27 protein-coding genes are annotated in these 26,929 nt (G+C 68.7%); 8 read left to right on the forward strand and 19 right to left on the reverse strand.

Annotated elements, in window-relative coordinates:
* Positions 1-18 precede the first annotated feature (18 nt).
* From K6V06_RS10650 to K6V06_RS10660, 3 genes are all read right to left on the reverse strand, one after another.
* The gene (locus K6V06_RS10650) at positions 19-3,228 is read right to left on the reverse strand and encodes a DNA translocase FtsK 4TM domain-containing protein (RefSeq protein ID WP_222243120.1); all 3,210 of its coding nucleotides are present in this window, start codon (positions 3,226-3,228) and stop codon (positions 19-21) included.
* Between the two features lie 156 nt (positions 3,229-3,384).
* The gene (locus tag K6V06_RS10655; RefSeq protein ID WP_222243122.1) at positions 3,385-3,795 is read right to left on the reverse strand and encodes a DoxX family protein; all 411 of its coding nucleotides are present in this window, start codon (positions 3,793-3,795) and stop codon (positions 3,385-3,387) included.
* A 193-nt stretch (positions 3,796-3,988) separates the two neighbouring features.
* The gene (locus tag K6V06_RS10660) at positions 3,989-4,942 is read right to left on the reverse strand and encodes a LysR substrate-binding domain-containing protein (RefSeq protein WP_222243124.1); all 954 of its coding nucleotides are present in this window, start codon (positions 4,940-4,942) and stop codon (positions 3,989-3,991) included.
* Between the two features lie 178 nt (positions 4,943-5,120).
* Between K6V06_RS10660 and K6V06_RS10665 the strand changes: the two genes are divergently transcribed.
* Positions 5,121-5,741, forward strand: coding sequence for an FMN-dependent NADH-azoreductase (locus K6V06_RS10665; RefSeq protein ID WP_222243126.1), 621 nt, complete (start codon positions 5,121-5,123; stop codon positions 5,739-5,741).
* A 292-nt stretch (positions 5,742-6,033) separates the two neighbouring features.
* The gene (gene egtB, locus K6V06_RS10670) at positions 6,034-7,323 is read left to right on the forward strand and encodes an ergothioneine biosynthesis protein EgtB (protein ID WP_222243128.1); all 1,290 of its coding nucleotides are present in this window, start codon (positions 6,034-6,036) and stop codon (positions 7,321-7,323) included.
* 23 nt (positions 7,324-7,346) lie between these two features.
* Here egtB and K6V06_RS10675 read toward each other — a convergent pair whose 3' ends face one another.
* The 6 genes from K6V06_RS10675 to mltG all read right to left on the reverse strand — a co-directional run bounded on the left by K6V06_RS10675 (position 7,347) and on the right by mltG (position 12,460).
* Complete coding sequence (locus K6V06_RS10675) at positions 7,347-8,225, reverse strand: ankyrin repeat domain-containing protein (RefSeq protein ID WP_222243130.1); 879 nt, start codon at positions 8,223-8,225, stop codon at positions 7,347-7,349.
* Positions 8,212-9,012 carry a TatD family hydrolase gene (locus tag K6V06_RS10680; RefSeq protein ID WP_222243506.1) on the reverse strand — a complete coding sequence of 267 codons (801 nt, stop codon included), beginning with the start codon at positions 9,010-9,012 and terminating at the stop codon, positions 8,212-8,214. The genes K6V06_RS10675 and K6V06_RS10680 overlap by 14 nt, the downstream gene beginning before the upstream one ends.
* Before the next feature lie 99 nt (positions 9,013-9,111).
* Positions 9,112-9,630 carry a GNAT family N-acetyltransferase gene (locus K6V06_RS10685; RefSeq protein ID WP_222243132.1) on the reverse strand — a complete coding sequence of 173 codons (519 nt, stop codon included), beginning with the start codon at positions 9,628-9,630 and terminating at the stop codon, positions 9,112-9,114.
* A 28-nt stretch (positions 9,631-9,658) separates the two neighbouring features.
* The gene (locus K6V06_RS10690) at positions 9,659-10,669 is read right to left on the reverse strand and encodes a DNA polymerase III subunit delta' (RefSeq protein ID WP_222243134.1); all 1,011 of its coding nucleotides are present in this window, start codon (positions 10,667-10,669) and stop codon (positions 9,659-9,661) included.
* A gap of 177 nt (positions 10,670-10,846) precedes the next feature.
* The gene (tmk, locus tag K6V06_RS10695; protein WP_222243136.1) at positions 10,847-11,461 is read right to left on the reverse strand and encodes a dTMP kinase; all 615 of its coding nucleotides are present in this window, start codon (positions 11,459-11,461) and stop codon (positions 10,847-10,849) included.
* A 3-nt stretch (positions 11,462-11,464) separates the two neighbouring features.
* Positions 11,465-12,460 carry an endolytic transglycosylase MltG gene (gene mltG / locus K6V06_RS10700; RefSeq protein WP_222243138.1) on the reverse strand — a complete coding sequence of 332 codons (996 nt, stop codon included), beginning with the start codon at positions 12,458-12,460 and terminating at the stop codon, positions 11,465-11,467.
* Positions 12,461-12,867: 407 nt separating this feature from the next.
* On the opposite strand from mltG, the gene K6V06_RS10705 reads away from it, so the two are divergent.
* From K6V06_RS10705 to K6V06_RS10715, 3 genes are all read left to right on the forward strand, one after another.
* On the forward strand, positions 12,868-13,872 hold the full coding sequence (locus tag K6V06_RS10705) for a folate-binding protein YgfZ (protein ID WP_222243140.1): 1,005 nt from the start codon (positions 12,868-12,870) through the stop codon (positions 13,870-13,872).
* 118 nt (positions 13,873-13,990) lie between these two features.
* Positions 13,991-14,281, forward strand: coding sequence for a DUF4936 family protein (locus K6V06_RS10710; protein ID WP_222243142.1), 291 nt, complete (start codon positions 13,991-13,993; stop codon positions 14,279-14,281).
* Positions 14,282-14,347: 66 nt separating this feature from the next.
* Complete coding sequence (locus K6V06_RS10715) at positions 14,348-15,190, forward strand: NRDE family protein (protein WP_222243144.1); 843 nt, start codon at positions 14,348-14,350, stop codon at positions 15,188-15,190.
* 10 nt (positions 15,191-15,200) lie between these two features.
* Here K6V06_RS10715 and K6V06_RS10720 read toward each other — a convergent pair whose 3' ends face one another.
* Positions 15,201-15,632 carry a GNAT family N-acetyltransferase gene (locus K6V06_RS10720; protein ID WP_222243146.1) on the reverse strand — a complete coding sequence of 144 codons (432 nt, stop codon included), beginning with the start codon at positions 15,630-15,632 and terminating at the stop codon, positions 15,201-15,203.
* A 124-nt stretch (positions 15,633-15,756) separates the two neighbouring features.
* Here K6V06_RS10720 and otnI point away from each other — a divergent pair, with 124 nt between their 5' ends.
* Positions 15,757-16,548, forward strand: a complete 792-nt coding sequence (gene otnI, locus K6V06_RS10725; RefSeq protein WP_222243148.1) for a 2-oxo-tetronate isomerase — start codon at positions 15,757-15,759, stop codon at positions 16,546-16,548.
* Between the two features lie 9 nt (positions 16,549-16,557).
* Here otnI and K6V06_RS10730 read toward each other — a convergent pair whose 3' ends face one another.
* The 3 genes from K6V06_RS10730 to K6V06_RS10740 form a co-directional block, all read right to left on the reverse strand.
* Positions 16,558-17,013 (reverse strand): YbgC/FadM family acyl-CoA thioesterase, encoded by a 456-nt coding sequence (locus tag K6V06_RS10730; protein ID WP_222243150.1) that lies wholly within the window; start codon positions 17,011-17,013, stop codon positions 16,558-16,560.
* Positions 17,014-17,124: 111 nt separating this feature from the next.
* A complete protein-coding gene (locus K6V06_RS10735) occupies positions 17,125-18,120 on the reverse strand; it encodes a tripartite tricarboxylate transporter substrate-binding protein (RefSeq protein ID WP_222243152.1) in 996 nt (331 codons plus the stop codon).
* Between the two features lie 83 nt (positions 18,121-18,203).
* Entirely contained in the window at positions 18,204-19,262 is a 1,059-nt protein-coding gene (locus K6V06_RS10740; RefSeq protein ID WP_255581767.1) for an alpha/beta hydrolase, read from the reverse strand.
* A gap of 342 nt (positions 19,263-19,604) precedes the next feature.
* On the opposite strand from K6V06_RS10740, the gene K6V06_RS10745 reads away from it, so the two are divergent.
* Together K6V06_RS10745 and K6V06_RS10750 are read left to right on the forward strand one after the other, a co-directional pair.
* Positions 19,605-20,753, forward strand: a complete 1,149-nt coding sequence (locus K6V06_RS10745; protein WP_222243164.1) for an iron-containing alcohol dehydrogenase — start codon at positions 19,605-19,607, stop codon at positions 20,751-20,753.
* A 52-nt stretch (positions 20,754-20,805) separates the two neighbouring features.
* A complete protein-coding gene (locus tag K6V06_RS10750) occupies positions 20,806-21,342 on the forward strand; it encodes an O-acetyl-ADP-ribose deacetylase (RefSeq protein ID WP_222243167.1) in 537 nt (178 codons plus the stop codon).
* A 198-nt stretch (positions 21,343-21,540) separates the two neighbouring features.
* Here K6V06_RS10750 and K6V06_RS10755 read toward each other — a convergent pair whose 3' ends face one another.
* The 6 genes from K6V06_RS10755 to K6V06_RS10780 form a co-directional block, all read right to left on the reverse strand.
* Entirely contained in the window at positions 21,541-22,470 is a 930-nt protein-coding gene (locus tag K6V06_RS10755) for an alpha/beta fold hydrolase (RefSeq protein ID WP_222243168.1), read from the reverse strand.
* 138 nt (positions 22,471-22,608) lie between these two features.
* Positions 22,609-23,511: an SDR family oxidoreductase gene (locus tag K6V06_RS10760; protein ID WP_222243170.1), complete on the reverse strand. Its 903-nt coding sequence runs from the start codon at positions 23,509-23,511 to the stop codon at positions 22,609-22,611.
* An 83-nt stretch (positions 23,512-23,594) separates the two neighbouring features.
* Positions 23,595-24,470 carry a class II aldolase/adducin family protein gene (locus K6V06_RS10765; RefSeq protein WP_255581756.1) on the reverse strand — a complete coding sequence of 292 codons (876 nt, stop codon included), beginning with the start codon at positions 24,468-24,470 and terminating at the stop codon, positions 23,595-23,597.
* A 53-nt stretch (positions 24,471-24,523) separates the two neighbouring features.
* Positions 24,524-25,534 (reverse strand): NADP-dependent oxidoreductase, encoded by a 1,011-nt coding sequence (locus K6V06_RS10770; protein ID WP_222243172.1) that lies wholly within the window; start codon positions 25,532-25,534, stop codon positions 24,524-24,526.
* Positions 25,535-25,641: 107 nt separating this feature from the next.
* Complete coding sequence (locus K6V06_RS10775) at positions 25,642-26,103, reverse strand: PaaI family thioesterase (RefSeq protein WP_222243174.1); 462 nt, start codon at positions 26,101-26,103, stop codon at positions 25,642-25,644.
* 41 nt (positions 26,104-26,144) lie between these two features.
* Complete coding sequence (locus tag K6V06_RS10780) at positions 26,145-26,927, reverse strand: SDR family oxidoreductase (RefSeq protein WP_222243176.1); 783 nt, start codon at positions 26,925-26,927, stop codon at positions 26,145-26,147.
* Positions 26,928-26,929 lie beyond the last annotated feature (2 nt).

Consider the following 26,929-nt stretch of genomic DNA (forward strand, 5'->3'; position numbering starts at 1 on the left):
CAGCGCCTCTACCGCCCGCTACTCCCCCGGCGCCAGCACATCGCGCGTGCCATTGCGCCCCATCGGCGAGACCAGTCCCGCCACCTCCATCTGCTCGATCAGTCGAGCGGCGCGGTTGTAGCCGATCCGCAAATGCCGCTGCACCGCCGAGATCGATGCGCGCCGTGAGCTGAGCACGAAGGCCGCCGCCTCGTCGTAGAGCGGATCGGCTTCCGCGTCGCCGCCACCATCGCCGAACAGATCGCCACCGCCGGCCTCGGCCGGCTCGCCGGCAAGGATGGCCTCGTCGTAGTCCGGCTCGCCGAACTGCTTCCAGTGCTCCACCACGCGATGCACCTCGTCATCGCCGGCGAACGCGCCGTGCACCCGTTGCGGATAGCCGGTGCCCGGCGGCAGGAACAGCATGTCGCCCTGCCCCAGCAGGCTCTCCGCGCCCATCTGGTCGAGGATCGTGCGCGAGTCGATCTTGGACGAGACCTGGAACGCCACGCGCGTCGGAATGTTGGCCTTGATCAGGCCGGTGATCACATCCACCGAGGGCCGCTGCGTGGCGAGGATCAGGTGGATACCCGCCGCCCGCGCCTTCTGCGCCAGCCGCGCGATCAGCTCTTCGATCTTCTTGCCGGCGACCATCATCAGATCCGCCAGCTCGTCGATCACCACCACGATCAGCGGCAGCGTGGACAAGGGCTCGGGCGCGTCCGGGGTCAGCGAGAACGGGTTCGGCACCTTCTCCTCCGCCGCTTCGGCCGCCCGGATCTTCTGGTTGTACCCGGCCAGGTTGCGCACGCCCAGCGCCGACATCAGCCGGTAGCGCTTCTCCATCTCGCCGACACACCAGTTCAGCGCATGCGCGGCCTGCTTCATGTCGGTGACCACCGGCGCCAGCAGATGCGGAATGCCCTCGTAGACCGACAGCTCCAGCATCTTGGGGTCGATCATGATCATGCGCACGTCGTCCGGCGTCGCCTTGTACAGCATCGACAGGATCATCGCGTTGACCGCCACCGACTTGCCGGAGCCAGTGGTCCCCGCCACCAGCAGGTGCGGCGCGCGAGCCAGGTCCGTCACCACCGGCTTGCCGGTGATGTCCTTGCCCATCGCCAGCACCAGATGCGAGGCGTGATCGTCGAACGGTCGCGCGGAAATGATCTCGGAGAGCCGGATCATCTCGCGGCGCGCGTTCGGCAGCTCCAGTCCCATGCAGGTCTTGCCCGGGATGGTCTCGACCACGCGGATCGAGGTCACGCCCAGCGCGCGCGCCAGGTCCTTCATCAGGTTGACCACCTGCGCGCCGCGCACGCCCATCGCGGGCTCCACTTCGAAGCGCGTGATGACCGGGCCGGCGGAGGCGCCGACCACGGCCACCGGCACCTTGAACTCGGCAAGGCGCTGCTCGATCAGCTCGCCGGTCTGCGCCAGCAACTCCTCCGAGACCGGCTCCGCGTGCGCGTCGGCCGGCTCCAGCAGATCGGCCGGCGGCAGCCGGAAATCGACCACGCGCGGCGGGCGCGGCGGCGCAGGTGGCGCGATGGCCGCGGACGTTTGGGTCATGCGACCGCCGGAGAAAGGAGAGGCCGGCGGCGAGGCAGGCGCCCCGGAGTCGTCGAGCGGTACCGCGCGGCCGACCACGGCGGGGACCACGATGCGCGGTTTCGGCGCGGCCGGCTGGACCAGCGTTTCGGCGGTTGCCGTAGCTTCCGTTGCTTGGGTTTCCTCCGCAGCCTCCGCGATTTCCCGAGCTTGCGCGCCTGCCATCCCGTCAGCCGCTTCTTCCTCGGCCTCGGAAGCGGCCTCTACCGTGTCGTCGGCCTCCCCGTCAGCGACTTCGGCTGCCTCCACCACGTCCCCCTCCACCGCCTCGGCAAGCTCGATCCGCTCGGCAGGCTCGCCAGCAGTGCCCGCCTCCGCAACGTCGATCGCCTCGCCCGCAGCGGACTCCAGCAGGATCGGCTCGGCCGCCACCGCGGCAGCGGTCGCAGCGGTCGCAGCGGGCTCGGCCGCGGGCGCCGGCCGCGCCGCCAGTGCGCGCAACTCGTCCAGCAGTGTCTCGGCCTCTGCGCGCAACGCGGCATAGTCGACCCCGCCCGGCGCATCGTCGGCAGGCGCGTCCGCCCGCTGCGCGTCCTCGCTCGCCACTGCCACAGCGATCGGCGCCGCGTCTTCGGCTGCCGGCGTTACCGGCGCCGGATCGACGATGACGGGCTCGCTTTCCACCGTTACCGGCGGGGCCTGCGTACCCGAGCCGGCCGGCGCGCCCGACACCGCCGCTGCCCCTGGGGACGGCGCCGGTACGGACGACGCGGCCGCAGCCGCCACGGTTGCCTGCAGGCCCAACTGCGGTTGGCGGAACGGGCTGCTCACCACGGTTCCGCGCAGCGTCGCTGGGGCGGACGGCTTCGCCGTGGCCGGGGGAGCAGGCTGGGCGGAAGGTCTGGGGGAAGGGTTTGGAGCCGGTTTGGCGACGGTCCTGTTTGCCGCCGCTGGCATCTGGCCCGCAGCGGCCTGGGCAACAGGAACAGCCGCTGCCGCCCGTGCGGGTGCTGCCCGCGTCCAGATTTCGCCAGGCTGCGGCGGGGGCGCGCTGGTCCGCGCGGGAGGCTGCCAGACGGGCTGGCCGCCTCGGGCAGACACCGGTTCGATGCCATGCCGGCGGGTGCCGGGCCGGGCGTTGTCCTGCCCGGCGGCGGCCCAGCGCATCGGCGACGATGAGCCGGTGGCCCTGGCGCCGTGCGTGCCCTGGGAATGGGGCGGGGTGTGCGGATGGGACGGCCGCTCGCGGCGTTCGAGGTCCAGCACCGGCGCGCCGCCCTTGGTGCCCTTGGTGCCCTTGGTGCTCGCCCCTTGCGGTCGCGGCTTGCGCGCGAACAGCGCGGGCCAGGTTTCGCCAAACACCATGGGCGCCGCCAGCGCGAGCACACCGAGCATCAGCAGCAATGCGCCGGTCCAGCCGAACAGATCGGCTGCGATTGCGGCCAGCGCATGCCCTGCCCCGCCGCCGGAGGCAGCGACCTGCCCCGCGGCGGCCTCGCCCTCGGCGGCGCGGTCCGGTACGGCGGTGAGCGCTTCCAGCGAGGCGCTGGCGCACAGCACCAGCACGGTGCCGAGCCACACCCGCAACGTACCGGGGCCGGCCAGCCGGCGCTCGCCCGCGAGCAGCCGCGCCGCCAACCGCCATACCAGCGGCAGCAGCCAGAAGGTTGAATATCCGAACCAGCCCAAACCCATGATCGCCACGCCACACAACACTACGGGCTGCGATTGTAGCGGGTATGGCGGGCCCGAAGTCCGATACGCGCCGCGTGACGCACAGTTGGGGCCAGGATCAGCCCGGTATGTGGCAGCGTTCCGACGGAATCGCCCCGGACGCAGCAGCGCCGGCGGTCAGTTCAGCTTGCCGCCCGCGCCGCCGACGCTGTAGCGGCCCGCCCCCAGCAGCATCACCGCGATGGCGGAAGCCAGCAGCATGCCTTGCAGTTCGAGCTCCCAGCCGCCCATCTTGTTGAGCATGCCCAGCTGATGCAGGTGCACCAGGCCAATGGCAAACAGCATGTTGAGCACGATCAGCAACGCGCCCAGCCGCGTCCACAGCCCGATGATGATCAGCACCGGCCCCACCACCTCGCCGAGATAGACGCCGTAGCCCACCACGCCCGGCAAGCCGGCCTGCTCGGCGACCTGCATCGCGTAGCCGGGCCCGCTGAGCACCTTGGCGATGCCGTGCAGCAGCACCAGCACGCCCAGCACGATCCGCAGTACAGCCTTGCCCAGATCCTCAGAACCAGTAGCACGCATCGATGACTCCTTGAACGATTGTTGTTGTCCGAGCCGGTCCGGTGGCCGCTGCGGACCAGCCCTGCGGGCGGCGGAAAGCGACGCTGCCGTCATGCGCCCCTGTACAGTAGTCCGAGGCGGCGTGAAGGTAAAGACGCCCCGGGAAAAACCGTCGCTGCGGCGCCCGCGCCGCGCAGGCCAGCCCCCCGGCGCCCTACACCGGGGGCGTCTGCGCCGCGCCCATTGGCTGCACCGGCCGTAGCCCCGCCCGCCGGGCGTTCTCGGGCAGGTAGTCGGCAAGAAAATCGAGAAAGCGCCGCAGCGCCGGCGGCATCCCTTCCCGGGACGGGAACACGGCATGGAAGGTGCCCACCGGCAGCCGCCAATTCGGTAGCAGCGCCTCCAGTTCGCCGCGCTCAAGCGCCTCGCGACAATACATGGCTGGCAGCATGGCCACGCCGACGCCCTCCACAGCCGCCGCCAGCAGCACCGAGAACTCGTCGGTGACCAGCCGCGGGTCGTAATGGACCTGGATCGGCGGTTCGTTGCCATGCCGCATCTGCCAGACATGCTTGCCATCGTGCGGCTTCAGCCCCACCCCCGGCGCGCCCTCGAGCGCTGCCGGCGTACGGGGCCGGCCGATCGCGTCGAGCAGCGACGGGCTGGCGGCCAGCACCCACTGGCTCTCGCCGAAGGTGCGGATGGCCAGCGTCGAGTCATCCAGCACATCGCGCACCCGCAGCGCCAGGTCGAAGCCTTCGGCGATCACGTCCACGCGGCGGTTGCTGGCGTCCAGTTCGATCCGCACGCCGGGATTCTGCGCCATGAAGCGCGCGATGGCGGGCGCCATCAGCGTTTGCGCGATCCCCCACGGGCAGGCGATGCGCAGCTCGCCGCCGGGTTGCTCGCGCGCGCGTTCGATGACTTCCTGTGCGGCCTTGGCCTCGGCCAGCATCGCACGGCAGCGCTCGTAGAACGCCTGCCCGAGCGGCGTGACACGGACCTGCCGGGTCGTGCGCAGCAGCAGTTGCGCGCCGAGCGACTTCTCCAGCTGGGCGATGCGCCGGCTCAGCCGGGACTTGGGCACGCCGGTCGCGCGGCTCGCGGCCGAGAAGCTGCCGTGCCGGACCACTTCGGCATAGAGGGAAAGGTCGTTCAGATCCTGCATCTGCGGCGCCGCCTGTCGGTCGAGAAAGAGAGTGGGGAAAGAGAGTCGGGAACGTACGCCCATCGTACCGCCGACCGTTCTACTGATGGAACAATAATTTGCGAAATTGACGGCTACCGGCATCAATCGCAGGACTCTATCGTTACGCCATCACAACGAATCTTCGAAGGAGTCCGACATGAACATCCTGCAAATCGATACCAGCGTCCTGGGCGACAACTCGGTTTCCCGCACCCTGACCGCCGAGGTCGTGGCCGAACTGCGCAAGCAGCATCCGGACGCCACCCTGGTGGTGCGCGACCTGGACAAGGAGGCGCCGGCGCACCTGTCCAACAGCCTGCTGCCGATCCTCGGCGGTCCGAAGGACGGGCTCGATGCCATCCAGCAGGCCGAACTGGAGCGTACCGAGACCTGGCTGCGCGAGTTCATGGAAGCCGATGTGCTGGTGGTCGGCGTGCCGCAGTACAACTTCAGCATCCCCAGCCAGCTGAAGGCGTGGATCGACCGCATCGCCCAGGCCGGCCGCACCTTCCGCTATACCGAGAACGGTCCGGTGGGCCTTGCCACCGGCAAGCGGGCCATCGTGGTGTCGTCCCGCGGTGGTGTGCGCCCCAGCGAGGACGCGCTGGACCTGCATGAAGTGACGGTGGACACCGTGTTCCGCTTCCTCGGCATCACCGACATCACCTATGTGCGCGCGCATGGGCTGGCGCTGGGTCAGCAGGCCCGCGAGGCAGGGGTGGCCGCCGCCCGCACCGCGGTGGCGGCGCTGAACGACGAGGGCAAGCTGGCGGCCTGAAGGAGCGCGGGGGCTCCTTGCCCTCTCCCCCGGTCCCTCTCCCGTGTGCGGGAGAGGGAGAAAAACCCGGGGCGTTTCCCAGCTGCTGCCGGTTTGCTCCCCTCTCCCACTGGTGGGAGAGGGGCCGGGGGAGAGGGTATCGGGCGCTTGCCACCCTCCCCAGAGTCATCCGCAGCCCCACCGAGCGTAGGCGGATATCCGACTCGCCCCGCAAGGGCTTCGCGTCTATGATGGAGCCGTTTTTCTGTCGCGGTTCCGCAACCCGGGCCGCCCAGGACGAAACGGAGCCCGCATGCCGACCTCCCTGTTGCCTGCAAGCGTCGTGCCGCCGCCCCACGAGCCGGCATTGCTTGCGCAATACCGCCACGTCCGCGCCGCCACCGAGGCGCTGGTCGCGGACCTGTCCGATGCCGACGCGACGGTCCAGTCGATGGACGACGCCAGCCCCGCCAAATGGCATCTGGCCCATACCACCTGGTTCTTCGAGGAATTCGTGCTCGCCGCGCGCGTGCCGGACTACGAGCCGGTCGACGCGCAGTATCGCTACCTGTTCAACAGCTATTACGAAGCGGTCGGCGCACGCCATCCGCGCCCGCGCCGCGGCATGCTGACACGCCCCACGCTTGACGAGGTGCTGGCTTATCGCGAAGCGGTCGACGACGCCATGCAGGAGCTGCTGCAGGCAGCACAGACCGACGAGGAGGCGGCGCTGATCGAGCTTGGCCTGCATCACGAGCAGCAGCATCAGGAGCTGCTGCTGACCGACATCCTGCACCTGTTCGCGCAGAATCCGCTCAAGCCGGCCTACGCGCCCGAACCGATCGCTCCGGTGATCGCGGAGCCGCGGGCGGAACCGGAGTGGCTGCGCTTTGAAGGCGGGCTGGTCGAGATCGGCCATGATGGCGAGGGCTTCGCCTTTGACTGCGAGGGGCCGCGCCACCGCGTCTTCCTCGCCCCCTTCCAGCTGCGCTCGCACCCGGTCAGCAACCGCGAGTGGTTCGAGTTCATCGAGGACGGCGGCTATGGCTCCGCGGGGCTGTGGCTGTCGGACGGCTGGCGCTGGGTTTGCGACAACGGCATCGAGGCGCCCCAGTACTGGGAAGCACGCGAGGGCACCTGGTGGCAGATGACGCTGCGAGGCATGCAGCCGGTCGATCCGGAAAGCCCGGTGACCCACATCAGCTTCTTCGAGGCCGATGCGTTTGCCCGCTGGGCCGGGTGCCGCCTGCCCACCGAAGCCGAGTGGGAACATGCGGCCGCCCGGCTGCCCGCTACCGGCAACTTCGTCGAGGGCGGCGCCCTGCGTCCGCTGCCCGACCGGCAGAACACGGCCGGCGCGCTGCGGCAGATGTTCGGCGACGTCTGGGAATGGACCGGCAGCGCCTATCTGCCCTATCCCGGCTTCCGGCCCAGCGCGGGCGCGGTCGGCGAGTACAACGGCAAGTTCATGAGCAGCCAGATGGTGCTGCGCGGCGGCTCGTGCGTGACACCTGAATCCCATATCCGCGCGACCTACCGCAATTTCTTCTACCCGCACCAGCGCTGGCAGTTCACCGGCGTGCGGCTGGCGGACGAGGCGTGAGCCGCCCGTCCGCCTGAATTCCTTCAACCGCCGACACCGCCTCCCGGGCCGCCGCTTTCGGTGCCGGTCGGGGCGCTGATGCCGTCTGCGCCTCGGGACGGCGCTGCCGGAGCCGCCGCCGGTGCAGTTGCCGCCGGTGCAGCGGGCTTCGGCGCCGCCGTTGCCGCAGGTGCGGGCGCCGGCGCCGCAGCCTGCCCTGCTGCCGGCGCCGCGCCGTCCCCGGGCACCGCCTGATCGGGGTACAGCTTCTGCCAGCGCGAGCGCAGACCCTGCGCAACCTCCGGCTGGCTGTAGCGCTGCGCGAAGTCGATCACCGTCATGCCCTGCTGGTTGCGGATGCGCATGTCGGCACCTTCGTCCAGCAGCAGCTTGATCGTTTCCGCATGCCCGCCGCGCGCCGCCATCATCAGCGGCGTGGTGCCGTTGGGGCTTTCCGCGTCCACGTAGGCGGAGTGGTCCAGCAGCAGGCGCACGATCTCGGTGTGGCCGTTGGTCGCGGCATAGTGCAGCGGCGTCCAGCCGGTCTTGTTCACCTCCACCTTGCGCTGCTCGACCATGATGCGCACCAGGTCCATCTGGCCCTGCAGGCAGGCCAGCATCAGCGCGGTCTCGCCGGCCGCGTTCTGCTTGTCGAAGTCGATGTTGGGGGCCGTCACCAGCGCGCGCGCCGCCTTCAGCGATCCCTCCCGCAGTGCGGCCACCAGCAGCGGCGACCCATGCCGATCCGTCGCATTCGGATCAGCCCCCTTGGCCAGCACCTTCTGCGCAGTGTAGCCGTCATCGAACTCGACCGCCTTCTTCAGGTCGTCGGTCGGTCCAGCCTGCGCGGCGAGCGGCATGACGCCCAGCGCGAGCGCCACCATGGCTGCCGCGGCGCGTTGTTCCAGCTTAAGACGCGGCATGAGAATTCCTCTCTATATGCTTGAACAGATTGAAGAAGTTGTCCGTGGTCTGCTGCGCCAGCTGCTCCACCGGCATCTCGCGCAGCCCGGCGATGAACTCGCCGACATGACGCACCCAGGCTGGCTGGTTGGTCTTGCCACGGTACGGCACCGGGGCCAGATATGGCGAATCGGTCTCGATCAGCATCCGCTCCAGCGGCACCTTGCGCGCGGTCTCCTGCAGCTCCACCGCATTCTTGAAGGTGACGATGCCGGAGAACGAGATATGGAAACCGAGATCCAGCGCCTGGCGCGCGACGTCCCACGTCTCCGTGAAGCAATGGAGCACGCCACCCACCTCACCGGCGTCCTCCTCGCGCATCAGCCGCAGCGTGTCTTCGGCGGAGGAGCGGGTATGGATGATCAGCGGCTTGCCGGTCTGCCGGGCCGCGCGGATATGGGTACGAAAGCGCTCGCGCTGCCACTCCATCTCGTCGATGGAGCGGCCGTTGAGGCGGTAGTAGTCCAGGCCGGTTTCGCCGGTGCCGACCACCCGCGGGTGTTGCGACAGCTCCAGCAGGCGTTGCAGCGAGGGTTCCTCGCCTTCCTCATAGTCGGGATGGACCCCCACCGAGGCGTAAAGGTGCGGATGCTGCTCGGCCAGCGCCAGCACGCGCGGAAAGTCCTCCAGCGTCACCGAGATGCACAGCGCATGGGTGACCTGGTTGTTCCGCATGTTCTCCAGCAGTTCCGGCAGGCGGGTGTGCAGGTCGGGAAAATCGAGGTGACAGTGGGAATCGACGAACATGGCAATCATCATGCGGCGTCCAGACGCCGCGGGTTCGGTACAGCGCCGCCGCAGGGTGCCACGGGGTTGGCACCGGTGCGGCGGCGCCGGCATGGAAGGTCAGTGCACGCGGCGGCCCACGATCACCAGATCGCGTTCGACACCGTCGAGCGTGGCCACGCGCGGCAGTTCGCCCCAGCGGGCAAACCCCATGCGCTCGAACAAGGCAAGGCTGGGACCATTGTGGCCGAAAATGAAGCCGAGCAAGGTGTCGATGCCGATCTTCGGCGCATGGGCGATGGCGCGCTCGAGCAGCAGCCGGCCCAGACCCTGGCCGCGGAAGGCGTCGTCCAGGTAGATCGACACTTCGGCGGTCGCGCCATAGGCGGGACGGCCATAGAAGTCCGAATAGCTGAGCCAGCCCGCCAGCACCGGCCCTTGCGCACCCGGTACCTCGGCAACCCACAGCGGGCGCCGCTCGGGACCGTGCGCCGCGAACCACGGCTGGCGCGAGGCGACGCTGACCGGCTCCGTGTCGGCAGTGACCATGCGCGACGCCACGGTGCTGTTGTAGATGGCGACGATGCCAGGCAGATCCTCGGAGCGCGCGTCTCGCAGGACAAGGTTGTCAAAAGGCATGAATCTTCGGCTTGAATCGTGGATTGGGCTAGGCAAAAAGCTGCCGGTACTCCAGCAGCACGGATTCCATCACCAGCCGTGGCGCGAGCGGATGCAGCTCGTGGCGCCGGTGCTGCACCAGACGGCCGGCAAACCCCTGCACGCGGTGCGCATCGGTCAGGCCGGCGCAGCGCGTCAGGGCGGCGCGCTCCTTCGGGTAGTAGCGCACGGCGGCCTCGCCGCCCAGCAGCACCGCCAGCAGATCCCAGGTCCAGCGCTGCAGCACGCCCAGCACGGCCGGCACCGGCAGTTTCTGCAGCTGCTCGGCGGCGGCCAGCGGCTCCAGCGTCGGCCCTGCGCCCAGCTGCCCCAACAGCCAGCGCTGCAGCGGCAGCTCCTCGGCTTCGGCGGCGTGCATCGCGGTCAGCGGCGCACCGCCCGCCTGGGCCAGCATCGCGTCGGCGTCCGGCACGCCCTGCTCGCGCAGCCAGGCCAGCGCCACGCCGGGCTCGGGCCGGCGCAGCGCCATCTGGCGGCAGCGCGACAGGATGGTGGGCAGCACCTTGTCGAGGCGGTCCGTCACCAGCAGGAACACGGTGGCGGCCGGCGGCTCCTCCAGCGTCTTGAGCAGCGCATTGGCGCCCTCGTGCTGCAGCGCGTCCAACGGGTACACCACCACCGGCCGCAGCCCGGAACGATGCGTCCCGACCGAGACCGCGTCGATCAGGCCGCGCACCTGCTCCATGCGGATGATCTTGCTGGGCGCCTTCTTCTTGCCGCCGCCGTCGTCGCCATCGGTATCGGGCCCACTTTCCAGCGCCTCCGGCCGCACCACGGTGAAGTCCGGATGGTTGCCCTGGCTGAACCAGTGGCAGGCCCCGCAGCTACCGCACGGCTGCCCGTCGGGGAGCGGCTGCTCGCACAGCAGGCCCTGCGCGAAGTGCATGGCCAGGTCGCGCTTGCCGATGCCCTGTTGCCCATGCAGCAACAGCGCGTGCGGCAGCCTGCCGCGCAGCGCGTGGAGCTGTTGCCAGTCTTCGGTTTGCCAGGGATAAAGCATGGAAATCAATGGGTTGGCGCGGGATTCCGAGAATTGACTGGAACCCCGCCCCGTTTATCAATGGGCGATGATAATGCCGTGAAAACAAGGCGTTGCAGCAGCATGCTCAGGTAGCACCTGAAGCGCGGCACGGCACCACCAATCCTCCACGCGGTCGCGCCAGGAAAACAAGCAAAATCAGGCGCTTGCGAGAATCTCCTCAAGCTCCGCTCGAATCTTGTCGACGGACCTCGTGCTATCGATCACCCGGATGCGTCCGCCGGACTCCTCTGCCCTGCGCAGGTACTCAGCGCGCGTGCGCTCGAAGAACGCCGCCGATTCCGCTTCGAATTTGTCCGGTTGCCGGGCAGCCGCGAGCCGCTCGCGCGCGACCTCCAGCGGCACGTCGAACAGCAGCGTCAGATCCGGCTGCAGCCCTTCCTGCACCCATTGCTCGAGCACTTCGAGCTTGGCGCGGGACAAGCCCCGGCCGCCGCCCTGGTAGGCGAAGCTCGCATCGGTGAACCGGTCCGAGACCACCCAGTCTCCCCGGCTCAGCGCCGGCTCGATCACCTGGGCGATATGTTCACGGCGCGCCGCGAACATCAGCAGCGCCTCCGTTTCCAGATGCATGGGCCGGTGCAACAGGATATCGCGCAGGGTTTCCCCTAGCGGCGTGCCGCCCGGTTCGCGCGTGGTCAGCAGCGTCGCACCGGCTGGCAGCCGCTGCCGCAGCAGCGCCGCGGCCCATTCGACATGCGTGCTCTTGCCCGCGCCGTCGATCCCTTCGAAGGTGATGAATTTTCCGCGCATCGCTTATTTGCCGCGTTGGAATTGGTCCACCGCGCGGTTGTGCTCGGGCAGTGTGTTGGAGAACTGGCTGGAGCCGTCCCCGCGCGCGACGAAGTACAGCGCATCGCTCGCCGCGGGCGCGGTAGCGGCGGCCAGCGATTCCTTGCCCGGCAGGGCGATCGGGGTGGGCGGCAGTCCGGCACGGGTGTAGGTATTGTACGGAGTGTCGGCTAGCAGGTGCTGCTTGCGCAGGTTGCCGTCGAACACCTCGCCCAGGCCGTAGATCACCGTCGGATCGGTCTGCAGCATCATGTTCTTGCGCAGCCGGTTGACAAAGACCGCCGCGATCATGGGCCGGTCCACTGCCCGGCCGGTTTCCTTCTCGACGATCGAGGCCATGATCAGCACCTCGTAGGGCGACTTGTACGGCAGGTCCGGCGCGCGCGCCTCCCAGGCCGCCTTGAGGCGGCGTTGCATCGCGTTGTATGCGTGGCGGTACAGTTCGATATCGCTGCTGCCGCGCGCGAACAGGTAGGTATCCGGGAAGAACAGCCCTTCCGGCGAGGTCTCGGTCGCACCGATGGCCTTGAGCAGGTCCGCCTCGCTCATGCCGCGGGTTTCATGGCGCAGCGACGGATGGTTGTCCACCGCCTCGCGCATGCGCTTGAACTCCCACCCCTCGATGACGGTGAGGACATGGTGGCTGACATCGCCGCGGGCAATCCGCTCCAGCACCTGCATCGGCGTCGCGCCCCGCTCGAAGCGGTAGCCGCCGGCCTTCAGGGTATCGGCGCGCGAGGTCACCCGGGCCAGCAGCACGAACAGGCGGGCATCGATGCCCAGGCCGGCCCGCGCCACCTGGCGCCCGACGCTTGGCACGCTCGAGCCGGGCTGGATCACCACTTCGACCGGCGACTGGCTCATGGAAACCGGACGGTGCGCCCACCACGCCAGCGCGCAGGCCGCGGCAATGGCAAGGACGACGGCGGACAGCAGCAGCCGGTAGACAAGACGTTTCATCAACAAGGAATTCCGCGGTTGGCGCGGCAGCGCCCGGCGCGGGCGGTGCCAGTTTGCTGGCTGGCAGCGGCTTGTGCCGCCAACGTTACAGCGAGCGTGGCCGCGGCGTGCTCGACGGCACCCCGGCGCAAGCCCGGCTCAGGGCCCATATAATACCGGGATGCCAACGCCGCCGGCCGGTTTCGCGTGACTGCAAAGACGCATCCTTCCTGCTGGCTGGCCTGACAGGGCTCCCGCGTCCGCGATTTGGATCCGTCCGGCGCCGTTTCGATCCGTCGAAACCGCCCCGCGCGTCGGCCGCCGCATCGACGCGCAACCCGCAGCGGCCCATGGCGCCTGCCATCCCGCGCGCGGAGCCTCCCAGCAACCGGATTCCGGCGTGCCCGGCACGCCGACCCTCGACTTCCATGCACGCACCGAACCCTGCCCGCGCCGCCCAGTTTGCCGCCCTTCGCCAGGACGGCGTCGTTTGCCGCCCCGCCAACCTCGGCCTGATCCGCGTCGAGGGAGACGATGCCGCGACCTTCCTGCATAGCCAGCTGACCAATGCGGTCGACGACCTGGCGCCCGGCCAGGCGCGCCTGGCCGGCTATTGCTCGCCCAAGGGCCGCCTGCTGGCGACGTTCCTGATGTGGCGCGACGCAGCCGGCATCGCGCTGCAGCTGTCGGCCGACCTGCAGCCGGCCATCCAGAAGCGCCTGTCGATGTTCGTGCTGCGGGCCAAGGCAAAGCTGAGCGATCTGGGCGCGGCATCGGGCTGCGTCGGCGTGGCCGGCGCCCGCGGCGATTCGGCACTGAGCGCCGCCGGCCTGCTGCTGCCGGCCGGGCCCTGGTCCACCGCAAGCGAAGGCGACACCACGGTGCTGCGCCTGCCGGACACCGACGGCGTGCCGCGCTGGCAGGTCTGGGGCCCCGCCGAACGGATCGATGCGCTGCGCGAGCGCCTGGCCGTCACACTGCTGCCCGCCGATGCCGAACTGTGGGACTGGCTGGACATCCGCAGCGGCCTGCCGCGAATCGTCGTCGCCACCCAGGAACGCTTCGTGCCGCAGATGGTCAATTTCGAGCTGATCGGCGGCGTGAATTTCCGCAAGGGCTGCTATCCCGGCCAGGAAATCGTCGCGCGCAGCCAGTATCGCGGCACGCTGAAGCGGCGCATGTGGCTGGTCGCCGGCGAAGGCGAGACGCCTGCCGAAGGCACCGAGATCTTCCGCACCGACGAGCCGGAGCAGCCCGCCGGCATGATCGTCAATGCCGCCCCCGGGCCCGACGGCGGCTGGGAAGCGCTGGCCGAACTGAAGATCGATGCGGCCAGTGCGGCCCTGCGGCTAGGCCATGCCGATGGACTGGCGCTGACGCTGGGCGAGCTGCCCTACGCCGTGCCGCTGCTGGCAACGGACCCGGCGGCATGAGCGGCGGGCGAGGCCGGGACGCGGGATGCGCGCTGGTGCGTCTCCGCTGGTGCGTCTCTTGAACGGCTTCGCCTCGTCACCAACTCGTCCGGGAGCGCCCGACCTTGAATGAGCTCCAATGAGCGATCATCTTTTCGTCTACTTTCGTATACGCGAGCATGAGGCCGCTGACGCGCTGCCGTTGTGGCACCGCTGGATGGAGACCGTGGCCGAGGCCACGGGCGTCGGTGGCACGCTGATGCGGCGTCCGCAAACCCGTTCCGGCTTGCAGACGTGGATGGAGTACTACGGCGACGTGCCGCCCGCGTTCGATGCAACCCTGGCTGGACTCTGGCGGCAGAGCAACCTGCAGTCCTGGATCGAGGGAGAGAGGCAGGTCGAACATTTCGTCGACCTGGACAAGTTGTAGCGGCCACCCGGCAACAAGGGGGCCAGGAGCGGAGATCGCAATGCCGCTCCCCACGAAGGAAATGTCATGTGTTTGATTCTGGTCGGCTGGCAGGCGCACCCTGACTACGCGCTTGTCGTTGCCGCCAACCGCGACGAATTCTATGCACGCCCGGCGGCCCCCGTGCACTGGTGGGACGACGCCCCCGGCGTGCTGGCCGGGCGCGACCTGGCCGAAGTCATCGGCGAGGCGGGAACATGGATGGGCATGACGGCCGATGGCCGTTTTGGCGCGCTGACAAACTACCGCGCTCCGTCCGAGAAGCGCACCGACGCGCGCTCGCGCGGCGAACTGGTGGCCGGTTTCCTGCGCGGCGACGCCTCGCCGTCGGAGTATCTGGACGATCTGTCGAACGGACTGGGCACGCGCGGGCCCAATGCCTACAACGGCTTCAACCTGCTGGCCGGGGATCTGCACGCGCTCTGGTGGTACAGCAATCGTTCACCGGCCGGCCAGCCGCAGCGGCTGCGGCCGGGCATCTACGGCCTGTCCAATGCGCTGCTCGATACGCCGTGGCCGAAGGTGCGCAGCCGGGTGGCGGCGATGGCCGAGGCCATTGCCGCCGATACCGGCGGCGCCGGCGCCAGCGCGCAGCCGTATCTGACCCTGCTGGCCGACGCGCGGCAGGCAGCCGATTTCGAACTGCCGCAGACCGGCGTCGCGCCGGAATGGGAGAAGCTGCTGTCGTCCGCCTTCATCCGCTCGCCGAGCTACGGCACGCGCGCCAGCACCGTGATCCGCGTGCGCCATGACGGCCGCTTCGAGCTGGTCGAGCGCAGCTTCGACGCGGAAGGCGTCACGGGCGAGGTGGTCTATCAGGGCGAACTGCAGGTCGCCCGCGACACCGGCATCGTGCCGGCATCGCGCTGACGGGGCCGTTTCAGCCGGCCCGCACCACGCGGCGCATTTCCAGATGGGGAATGCCCGCTTCCTCGAAGGGCTCTCCCACCGGCTCGAAGCCGGCGCGCCGGTAGAACCCGGTCGCATGCGTCTGCGCGTTGAGCACGAACTGCGGATAACCCAGGTCCTCGCCCTTCTCCATCAGCGCCTGGAGCACCAGCGCGCCAATACCGATGCCACGCGCGCGCGCCAGCACCGCCATGCGGCCAATATGGCCGTCGGGCAGCAACCGGCCGGTCGCCACCGGTGTGCCAGCGGCATCGTAGGCGATGGCATGCCAGCAGACGTCGTCATGGTCGTCCCACTCCAGTTCCACCGGCACGCCCTGCTCCTCGACGAACACGGCATAGCGAATCGCGCGCGCAGTGTCGCGGGCTTCGGACCAGGGAAGAAGGCGAACGGTGACGGACATGATGCGAGGGTTGGGCGCCAAGCGGCGGCATGGAAAGAGGCCAGCATGATAACCCGCCTCGCTGCGCGGGCGTGACAGGCAGCGCCTGGGCGACAATAGCGCCAGAACGATCGGGAGACCTCTGATGCCGCGCTTCGCCGCCAACCTGTCCATGATGTACCAGGAACACGAATTCCTCGACCGCTTCGCCGCCGCCGCCCAGGACGGCTTCGAGGCGGTGGAATTCCTGTTCCCCTACGACTTTCCGGCGCAGGAACTGCGCCGCCGGCTCGACGAGAACGGCCTGACCCAGGCGCTGTTCAATGCGCCGCCGGGCGACTGGGCAGGTGGAGAGCGCGGCCTGGCGTCGCTGCCCGGGCGGGAGCAGGAGTTTCGTGCCGGCATCGCGCAGGCGCTGGACTATGCGGCAGTGCTGGGCAACGATCGCATTCATGTGATGGCCGGCATCGTGCCCGCCGCCCAGCAGCGGCAGCGCCATCGCGACTGCTATCTGGAGAACCTGGCATACGCCGCGCGTGCCGCCGCGGCATACGGGGTGACGGTGCTGATCGAGCCGATCAATCCGCGCGACATGCCCGGGTATCTGCTGAACCACCAGCACGAGGCGCACACGGTCCGGCAGGAGGTGGGCGCAACGAATCTGCTGGTGCAGTTCGACTTCTATCACTGCCAGATCGTCGAGGGCGATGTCTCGATGCGGCTGCGCGAGGGCCTCGCCCAGGGCGGCATCGGCCACCTGCAGATCGCCGGGGTGCCGCATCGGCAGGAGCCCGATCGCGGCGAACTGAACTATCCGTGGCTGTTCGGGCTGGTCGACGAACTGGGCTATGACGGCTGGATCGGCTGCGAGTACCGCCCGCGCGCCAATACGCGCGACGGCCTGGGCTGGATCCGCCCGTGGCAGCCGGCGCGCTGACGGCCGCGGTCACGCAGGCGAAGCCGCTTGCTGCTCCGGCGCGACCGCCTCGAACCGGGCAATCGCCGCCCTGACCGGCTCGGGCACCGGCGCGGAGCGCTGCGTCCGCGGGTCGGCGCAGACATAGACGATCTCGCCGGTGATCAGATGCTGGTCGCCGCGATACATCTCCACGCGGAAGGTCATGCTCGAGCGGCCGATGCGCGCGATGCGGCCGCGAATGTCCAGCATGTCGTCGAAGCGGGCCGAGCCGTGGTACTCCAGCGTCGACTTCACCACGAAGATATCGACGCCGTGCGCGTCCAGCAGGTCGCCCGGATAGCGGATACCCGCCGCGCGCCAGTACTCGGTCACGCAGATATCGCAATAGGTCAGGTAATGCGCGTTGAAGACGATCGACTGCGGATCGACCTCTGCCCAGCGCACGCGCAGCGGCATGCTGTGGCGAAAATCCTCCTTGGCCATGCAGTTCCTCCAGCAAGGGGTGGCAAGGTAAGGCAAGCAAGCGAAAACGGCGCGTCCTGAGGGAACGCGCCGTCACCGCCGTCCGCACGCGGCGGACGTTGCCGCGATCGCTTACTGCTTGCGGGCCAGGCCCAGCTTCTCGATGATCGCCTGTTCCTTCTTCACCGTATCGGCGGCGAACTTGGTGTACTGCTGGCTACCCATGTAGAACGGCTCCATGTCGAACTTGGCGAGCGACTCGCGGTAGTTCGGCATCTCCATCGCCTTCTTGAAGGCGTCGTGCAGCTTCTGCACGATCTTCGGGTCGGTGCCCTTGGGCGCGGCCAGGCCGAACGGCGAGGTCTGCACGATGCCGATGCCCAGCTCCTTCAGCGTCGGCACGTCCGGGAAGCGCGGCGAACGCTTTTCGCCCCAGACCGACAGCAGGCGCAGCTTGCCCTGCTCCACGTACGGCGCCCACGCCGGCGTGTCGGCCACCGACATCACGTGCCCGCCCAGCAGGGCCTGCATCGATTCCGAATTGCCCTTGAACGGGATGTGCGAGAACTTGACGTTCTGGTTGGCCGCCAGCTCTTCCATGGTCAGATGCAGCGTGGTCATCGGACCAGGCGTGCCATAGGTCAGCTTGCCCGGATTCGCCTTGGCGTAGGCGATGTACTCCTTCATCGACTTGATCGGCGAATCCGCCGGCACCACGAGGCCGAAGGCGTAGCCGGCCAGGTTGATCACGTAGGTCAGGTCCTTGACCGGGTCCCAGTTGATCTTGGTGGTATAGGGCAGGCGGAAGACCGGCAGCGGAATCTGCGCCAGCGTGTAGCCGTCCGGCTGGGCGGCCTGCATCATCTGGGCCGGCAGCACGCCGCCGGCACCCGGCTTGTTCTCGATGATCACCGGCTGGCCGAGAATCTTCGAGGCGTTCTCGGCCAGCACGCGGAACGGAATATCGGTCGAGCCGCCCGCGGTGTAGCCGATGATGAGACGGATCGGCTTCTGCGGGAAATCGTCCGCCTGCGCATGGGCGGCCGACATGGTGCCCAGGCCGGCTGCCGCGATGGCGCTGGTGGCGGCAATGGCGCCCGCACGGGCGAGAAAATGACGGCGTTGCATCTCTACTTGTCTCCTGTTGCTGCAAGCTGCTGCTTGGGTCCTGCTTGAAAAACCGGGGTTCTGCGACCGCCCTGGCGTCGAGGTCAGGGCGGCATCGTCCCGCCCCGATCGCCCTGGGCACCGCCCGAGGGCGGCAACGTGCCAAAGGCTCGGCGCAACGCATCGACCGCGTCGCCGTGCGCCTGTGCCACTGCCGGGACGAAGCGTCCCAGCTTGAAAAAATCGTGGATCATGCCGGGATAGCTCGCCAGTTCCGCCGCCACGCCCGCCTGCTCCAGCTTGCGGGCATAGGCAACGCCCTCGTCGTGCAACGGGTCGTAGCCCGCCACGGCGATCCAGGCCGGGCAGACACCGCGCACGTCCGCCCCGCTGCCGCCCGCGTCCAGCGGCGCGAAACGCCAATCGTCGCGCTGCGCGTCGCTGCACAGGTATTGGGAGAAGAACCAGTGGATCATCTCGGCGGTCAGCAGGTAGCCGTGCGCCAGCCGCCGGTGCGAGGCGGTGTCCTGGCGCGCGCAAGTGCCCGGATAGATCAGCATCTGCAGCACCGGCGCCAGGCCTTGGGTGCGCGCCTGCACCGCCGTGACCGCGGCCAGCGTGCCGCCGGCACTGTCGCCGCCCAGCGCGATCCGGGCCGCATCCACGCCCAGCGCATTGGCGCTGTCGAACGCCCAGCGCAGCGCATCCTGCGCATCGTGCACGGCCGTCGGGAATTTCCACTCCGGGCCGAGCCGATAGTCCACCGACGCCACCACCGTATCGGCCTGGGCGCAGAACATCCGGCACAGCGCATCGTGCGAGTTCACGCTGCCAACGGTAAAGCCGCCGCCGTGGTAGTACACCAGCAAGGGCAGACGCTCGCCTGCCGCGGCTGCCCTGGGCCGATACAGCCGCACGCGCAACGAATGGCCGTCGCGGGCGGGCACCGCCAGATCCTCGACCGCAAACACCGGCTGCGGCGCGATATCGACGATCGGCGAACTCTTCTCGTACGCGATCTTGGCGTCGACCGGATCCAGTGCGTTCAGCGGGGGCCGCTTGGCGCGGGACACCATGTCCAGCAGTTGGGCGACCTGCGGGTCGAGCGGCTGCGCAGCGGCCTCCGGCCATGCACCGGCCCGCGTCGCAACCGGCGACGGCATCTGGGCGGTGGAGGACTGGACGGCGGACATGAGCGACTGGAGAATCGGTACGTTGGCGGTGAAGTCACCGGCCAACGCCGGCGCTGTTATATTCGTGAACGGGCGTTTTGTGAACGAGCGTTCGATTTTAGTATGATGCCAGAGCTTTGTACCGCGTTGGGCAAAAGCCCCGTTTCAATGTGTTTTTTATCAGACAAGGAACGGGCGGATCGTTCCCCTGCCCCTGGCCATCCCTCTGGTGGTCGGCATCGGGGCAAGCCTGCTTGACTGGGACAAACCCGGAACCCGCAAAAAGAACAATGCGACCGCACCCGAAACGCGGCGCAACACAGGAGACAGACGATGGCTTTCATCTACTACCTGACCCATATCCATCTGGACTTCGGCGCCGTCGGTCTGCTCAAGTCCGAATGCGACCGCATCGGCATCCGGCGGCCCATGCTGGTCACCGACAAGGGCGTCGTTGCCGCGGGGATCGCCCAGCGCGCCATCGACGCGATGACGGGCCTGCCGGTCGCGGTCTTCGATGAAACGCCGTCGAACCCGACCGAGGCAATGGTCCGCAAGGCAGCCGAGCTGTACCGTGCGCAGGACTGCGACGGGCTGGTGGCGGTCGGCGGCGGCTCGTCGATCGACCTGGCCAAGGGCATTGCCATCCTGGCCACCCATCCGGGCGAGCTGACCCAGTACGCGACCATCGAAGGCGGCAGCGGCAAGATCGGCGCGGATGCCGCGCCGCTGATCGCCGTGCCGACCACCTCCGGCACCGGCAGCGAAGTGGCGCGCGGCGCCATCATCATCCTGGAGGACGGCCGCAAGCTGGGCTTTCACTCCTGGCACCTGCTGCCCAAGTCGGCCATCTGCGACCCCGAGCTGACGCTGGGCCTGCCGCCCGCGCTGACGGCCGCGACCGGCATGGACGCCATCGCCCATTGCATCGAGACCTTCCTCGCACCGGCCTTCAACCCACCGGCCGACGGCATCGCGCTGGACGGCCTGGAGCGCGCGTGGGCCCATATCGAGCGCGCGACCCAGGACGGCCAGGACCGCGAGGCGCGGCTGAACATGATGAGCGCATCGATGCAGGGTGCGATGGCCTTCCAGAAGGGCCTGGGCTGCGTGCACTCGCTGTCGCACCCGCTGGGCGGCCTGAAGATCGACGGTCGCACCGGGCTGCATCACGGCACCCTCAATGCGGTGGTGCTGCCGGCGGTGCTGCGCTTCAATGCCGATGCGCCCAGCGTGGTGCGAGAGCGGCGCTACGAACGGATGCGCCGCGTGATGCAGCTGCCCGAGGGGGCCGACCTCGCCGATGCCGTGTTCGGCCTGACCGCGCGGCTGGGCTTGCCGACCGGTCTGGCGGGGATGGGAGTCACCCCGGAGATGTTCGACAAGGTCGTGGCCGGCGCGATGGCGGACCACTGCCACAAGACCAACCCGAAGGAAGCCAGCCCCGACGACTATCGGCGTATGCTGGCGGAGTCGATGTAACGGCCGCCGCCCGGCGCACGGCCGGGAGCAGCCGCCACTACGGGAGGAAGCGATGACAGGCGAGCGGATGCAGGCGATTCACGGCGATATCACCCGGATGGAAGTCGATGCCATTGTCAATGCCGCCAACAGCGGCCTGATGGGCGGCGGCGGCGTCGATGGCGCGATCCATGGCGCGGGCGGACCGGCGATCGCGCAGGCCTGTCGCGAGATCCGCGAGCGGCAAGGCGGTTGCCCCACCGGCGAGGCGGTGATCACCACCGGCGGCATGCTGCCGGCGCCGTATGTCATCCACGCGGTCGGGCCGGTCTGGCGCGGCGGCAACGACGACGAGGACGCGCTGCTGGCCAGCGCCTATCGCAGCAGCATCGCGCTGGCCGCGCAGCATGGGCTGCGCACGCTGGCGTTTCCCAATATCAGCACCGGCGTCTACGGCTTTCCGCGCGAGCGGGCGGCCGACATCGCGATCGCCGCCGTGCTGGAGCAGCTGCCGTCGGCGCCGAGCATCGTGCAGGTGACCTTTGTCTGCTTTGACGAGGAAAACTATCGGTTGTATCAGCAGCGGCTGGGAGCGTTCGGGGAGCTTTGACCCGCCGCACGCGGTCAGCGCCCGCTGCCCTCTCCCCCGGCCCCTCTCCCGCGAGCGGAAGAGGGGAGCAAACCTGCGACAACTCCATTGCTGCCGGTGTTCCCCCTCTCCCCTTCAAGGGGAGAGGGCCGGGGAGAGGGGTTGGTCTTCGGTCTTTGGCGTCGGTCTTTCGTCGCTTCAGCCTGGCAATTCCCTGCCCTATTCCCCGACGGGCAACGCGCTCCGGATCAACCGATTGATCCGCTCCGGCTGCTCATGCACGACCCAGTGCGTTCCCTCCGGAATGCGTTCGATGCGCAGCGCCGGCACGAAGCGCTCCAATCCATCCAGCAGGGACTTCGGCAGCGCCTGGTCCCGTTCGCCCCAGATCACCAGCGTCGGCACGCGCACGATGAAGTCGTTGGGTTCGAGCCGGGACAGGTCGGGCCCCGCCTCGCCCTGCTGCGGTGGGTGCATCGGCGAGGCGCGGTAGTAATTGACCGCGCCGCTGAGCGGATGCTCGCCCTGCTCGCCCGGCTGCGTCCACGCCGCAAGGTACTTGTCGCGCGTTTCGCCCCGGAACCAGTCAGGGGCGCCCCCTTCTTTCCCGGCGAGCATGCCGATCAGCCTCGCATGTCCGTCGGCCGCCAGTGCGGTCTCGCTGCCGGGCCGGCGCAGCCAGTTCATATAGGCGGACGCCTGCTGTTGCGCCGGGTCCTTCGCCAGTGCCTGCGCAAACAGATACGGGTGCGGCGCGTTGACAATGACCAGCTGCCGCACCAGCTCGGGCTGCTGGATCGCCAGATTCCAGCAGATCGCGCCGCCCCAGTCGTGGGCGACGACGATGCAGTGCTCGTAGCCGAGCGCGGCGACGAACTGCACCAGGTCCTCGGCGATATGGCGCGGCCGGTAGGCCGACACGTCGGCCGGCTTGCTCGACAGATTGAAGCCACGCAGGTCCGGCGCCACCGCGAAATGGGTCCGGCCGAACTCGGCCAGCTGCGCCTCCCATTCGTACCAGAACTCCGGAAAGCCATGCACGAACAGCATCAGCGGCTTGCCGCGCTGCCCGGCACTGGCGTAATGCAGCCGCGTGCCATTGGGCAGCGTGGCGAACTGCAGGTGATGAATCACGGCCGGACTGGTCATGGTTTCCTCGACGGTCTACGGTGTGGTCCCGCAAGCTGGCCGCGGGATTGCGGATGGTGCGCGCCGCCCCGATCGCTGGCGCCGCGCCATCGCAGCCGGATGCAGGGTCCATGCCTGGCCATCGCCAGGCCGGGCCGCTCAGCCGCGCAACGTGGCGATCAGCTGTTCCCGCAGTTCCGGCTTGCCCGCGAACGGGTCGCCCGGATTGCGCTGCGCAAGAATGGCTTCGAAGCGCTGCTGCACCGGCCCCAGCGCGTGCGGATGGGAGTAGACATAGAAGCTGTCGGCACGAATCGCATCGAAGGTCATCTTCGCGACCTCCGCGGCGCTGACCTTGCCCGAGGTCACGGCCTTGTCCGACATCGCCTGCGCGGCGAGTTGCGAGCGGGTGGGCGGCGCGTCATTGGACAATGCCGACGGGCGATTGCGGTGCGACTGGTGAATGCCGGTCGGCACGAAATACGGGCACAGCAGCGAGCAGTGCACCTGTTCGGTCACCAGGCTCAGGTCCTGGTACAGCGACTCGGTCAACGCCACCACCGCGTGCTTGGACACGTTGTAGATGCCCATTGTCGGCGCGTTGACCATGCCGGCCATCGACGCGGTGTTGACGATATGGCCCTCGTAGTCCGGATCGCGGGCGGCCGCTTCGAGCATCAAGGGGGTGAAGATGCGCACGCCGTGGATCACGCCATGCAGGTTCACGCCGAGCACCCAGTCCCAGTCCTTCTGCGAGTTCTCCCAGACCAGTCCGCCCGCACCGACACCGGCGTTGTTGAAGACCAGGTTGACTTCGCCAAAGGCCTCGATGGCGGCGTTGGCCACCGCCTGCACATCCTCGACGCGCGACACATCGGCGCGCAGCCCGATCGCGGGTACGCCCTGCGCCCGCAAGCCCGCCACCGTCTCGTCCAGCGCGTCCTGCTGCACGTCGGCCAGCACCAGCTTCATGCCGAGCGCCGCCCCCTGCCGGGCGAACTCCTTGCCGAATCCCGATGCGCCGCCAGTGATGACGGCGACCCTGCCCTGGAACCGCTTCATGTTTCCTCCTGCCGCCGCGCGGCTTGTTCTTGTCTGTTCCGCGCCGGACCGCTGCCCGCCGCCAGCGGCGGCGAGCGCCCGGCTCAGTCGAGCAGATCCGGCTGTTCCTTGACGATGCGGGCGTACAGCGGCTGGAACTGGAACCAGCCCGCCTGCGCCGTGCCGACGATCGAATATGCCTGGCGCGCCGCCGCATCCGAAATGGTGCGCGGCGCCGTTCCGGTACGCGCCGCCGCGGCCTCGGCCAGCAGCTGCACCTGGCAGGAACGCTCCATGGTGATGAACCACCACGCCGCCTCGTCCACCGTCCTGCCTACCGTCAGCAGCCCGTGGTTCTGCAGGATCGCGGCCTTGTGCGGCCCCAGCGCATTGGCGATGCGCTGCCCTTCGTCCAGTTCGACCACCACGCCGCCGAAGTCGTCGTAGACCGCGTGGTCCTGGTAGAACGCGCACACGTCCTGCGTCAGCGGATCCAGCGGGCGTCCCAGCGTGGACCACGCGCGCCCATAGGTGCTGTGCGAATGCGCGGCGGCCACCGCATCGGGCCGCGTCATGTGAATGCGCGAATGAATCGCGAATGCCGCCGCGTTGACCGGATAGTCGCCTTCCACCACATTGCCCTGGTGGTCGCAGCGGATCAGGTTCGATACCTTGACCTGGCTGAAGTGCACGCCGAACGGATTGACCCAGAAGGTATCCTCGTGCTCCGGATCGCGCGCGGTGATATGGCCTGCCACGCCCTCGTCGAAGCCGAACTTCGAGAACAGGCGAAACGCCGCGGCCAGCCGCTGCTTGCGGTGCAGCCGCTCCTGCGCGGCCGTCTCGAAGCGCGGCGGACGCGGCAGCTGCCGGTACTTCGCCTTGATCTCCTCGGACAGCCCGCTGCCGATGCTGTCCCGGTCGGCGGTGTCGCCGACCCCTTCGCCTTTTGCCAGGCCGGTGCCTGCTTCCGTCAGCATGGGCTGTCTCCTGTGTGGTCTGGTTCCGATTGCGGGGATGGCAGGGGCGGCGGTCAGATCAGCTTGACCAGCTGCTTGCCGAAATTCTTGCCCTTGAGCAGGCCCATGAACGCTTCGGGCGCGCTCGCCAGCCCCTGGGCGATGGTCTCGCGGTACTTGATCTTGCCGCTCGCCACGCCGGCGCCGAGCTCTGCCAGCGCCTGCGGCCACAGCTCCATATGCTCGCTGACGATGAAGCCCTCCACCTTCAGGCGCGAGATCAGGATCAGCGCCGGGTTCTTCAGCGGCAACGGCTGGCCGTCATAGCCGGCGATCATGCCGCAGACCGCGATGCGGCCGAACGCATTCATCCGCGCCAGCACCGCGTCCAGCACCTCGCCGCCGACGTTCTCGAAATAGCCGTCGACGCCGTCGGGCGTCGCCTCCTTGATCATCGAATACAGCGCCTTGCCGTCCTCGGCCGCCTTGTAGTCGACGCAGGCATCGAAGCCCAGCTCCTGCACCACGTAGTCGCATTTTTCCTTGCCGCCGGCGATGCCGACCGCGCGGCAGCCGGCCAGCTTGGCCAGCTGGCCCACCACGCTGCCGACCGCGCCCGACGCGGCGCTGACCACCACCGTCTCGCCGGCCTTGGGCGCAATGATCTGGTTCAGGCCGTACCAGGCGGTCACGCCCGGCATGCCGACCGGGCCGAGATAGGCCGACAGCGGGATCTTGCTGGTATCGACCTTCTGGATGCCGGTGCCGTCGCTGACGCCGTATTCCTGCCAGCCGAACATGCCGACCACCGAATCGCCCTTGGCGAACTTCGGATGCCGGCTTTCGACCACCTCGCCAACGGTGCCGCCGACCATCACCTCGTCCAGCGGCTGCGGCGCGGCATAGGACTTGCTCTCGTTCATCCGCCCGCGCATGTACGGGTCCAGCGACAGGTAATGATTGCGCACCAGCACCTGCCCGTCAGTGAGTTCGGGAATCGGGGCGGTCTCGAGGCGGAAGTTGTCCGGGCTGACGGCGCCGGTGGGCCGGGAAGCGAGCACGATGCGCTGGAAGGTGGTCGACATGGATATCCTCTTTGATCGGTTGCCTGCAGTCGCCGACGGAGCGCCGCGCCCCGCCAGCCATCGGAAAGTCATCACAACGCGCGGTCGCGGGTCCGCGCTTCGAAGGGTCAGCCGTCGCCGTTGCCCTGCCCGGCCTGGGGCTGGCCGGCCTCGGGCCTGCGCCTTACATACTTGAAGGTGCCCGAGCTGCGCGCCACCACGCGGTCCTCGGCATCGACGATCTGCGCCTCGGCAAAGGCCATCGAGCCGGTGCGGTGGATGCACTGGCCCTGCGAGCGCAGCGTACCGCTGCCCGGCGACAGGAACGTCGTCTTCATCTCGATGGTGACCACGCCGTGATCCTCGCCGGGGGCGGCGGACCTGGGCGGCAGCGAGCGGCAGGCCACCGCCATGCCGACGTCGAGCAGCGTCATCAGGACGCCGCCGTGCGCCATGTTCAGGCCGTTGTGGTGCTGCCGCTCGATCGGCAGCACCAGCTCGCTGCGGCCGCCCTCCATCAGGGTGCAGCGAATGCCCAGCGACTCGACGAACGGGATGGGGATGGGAAAGCCGTACTGCGGTTCGGTCATATCGAGAGTTCCGTGTTCCATGTTGCCCGGCGGCTCTGGCATCAGACGGCGCTGACGCCCCCGTCCACCGCCAGGATCTGTCCGGTGATGTGCTTGCCAGCGTCGCTGGCGAACAGCAGCGCGGCGCCCTTGAGGTCCTCGTCGTCGCCCAGCCGGCGCAGCGGCACGCCCTCGCACATGCGCTCCACCCCCATGCGGGCGAGCGAGCCCTGCGTCATCTTCGACGGAAAGAAACCGGGCGCCAGCGCGTTGACGGTGATGTTGTGCTCGCCCCACTCGCCGGCCAGCGTGCGCGTGAAGTTGACCACCGCGCCCTTCGAGGTGTTGTAGGCAATGGTTTCCAGCGTGCCCGGCGGATTGCCCGACAGGCCGGCGATCGACGCGACGTTGATGATGCGGCCCTGCCGGCGCGGAATCATCGACAGCTTGCCGATGCGCTGGGTCAGCAGGAACAGGCCGCGGATGTTCAGGTTCATTACCTTGTCCCAGGCCTCGACCGGATGGTCCTCGGCCGGGGCACCCCAGGTGGCGCCGGCGTTGTTGACCAGAATATCGACCTGGCCCAGCCGCGACAGCGTTTCCTCGGCGAGCCGGGCGATATCGTCATCGCGGGCGCCATCGGCGACGATCCAGTCTGCCTCGATGCCGCGCTCGCGCAGATGCTGCTGCGCCTCCTGCAGTTCGTCGGCCTTGCGCGCGGACAGCACCAGCCGGGCACCCTGCTCGCCCAGCGCTTCGGCGATCTGCAGGCCAAGCCCGCGGGAGCCGCCGGTGATCAGCGCGGTGCGGCCGGTCAGATCGAACAGCTGCGCAATCGTCTTCATGT

The organism is Cupriavidus sp. AU9028 (assembly GCF_019795295.1).
In the GTDB taxonomy this organism is placed as follows: Bacteria; Pseudomonadota; Gammaproteobacteria; order Burkholderiales; family Burkholderiaceae; genus Cupriavidus.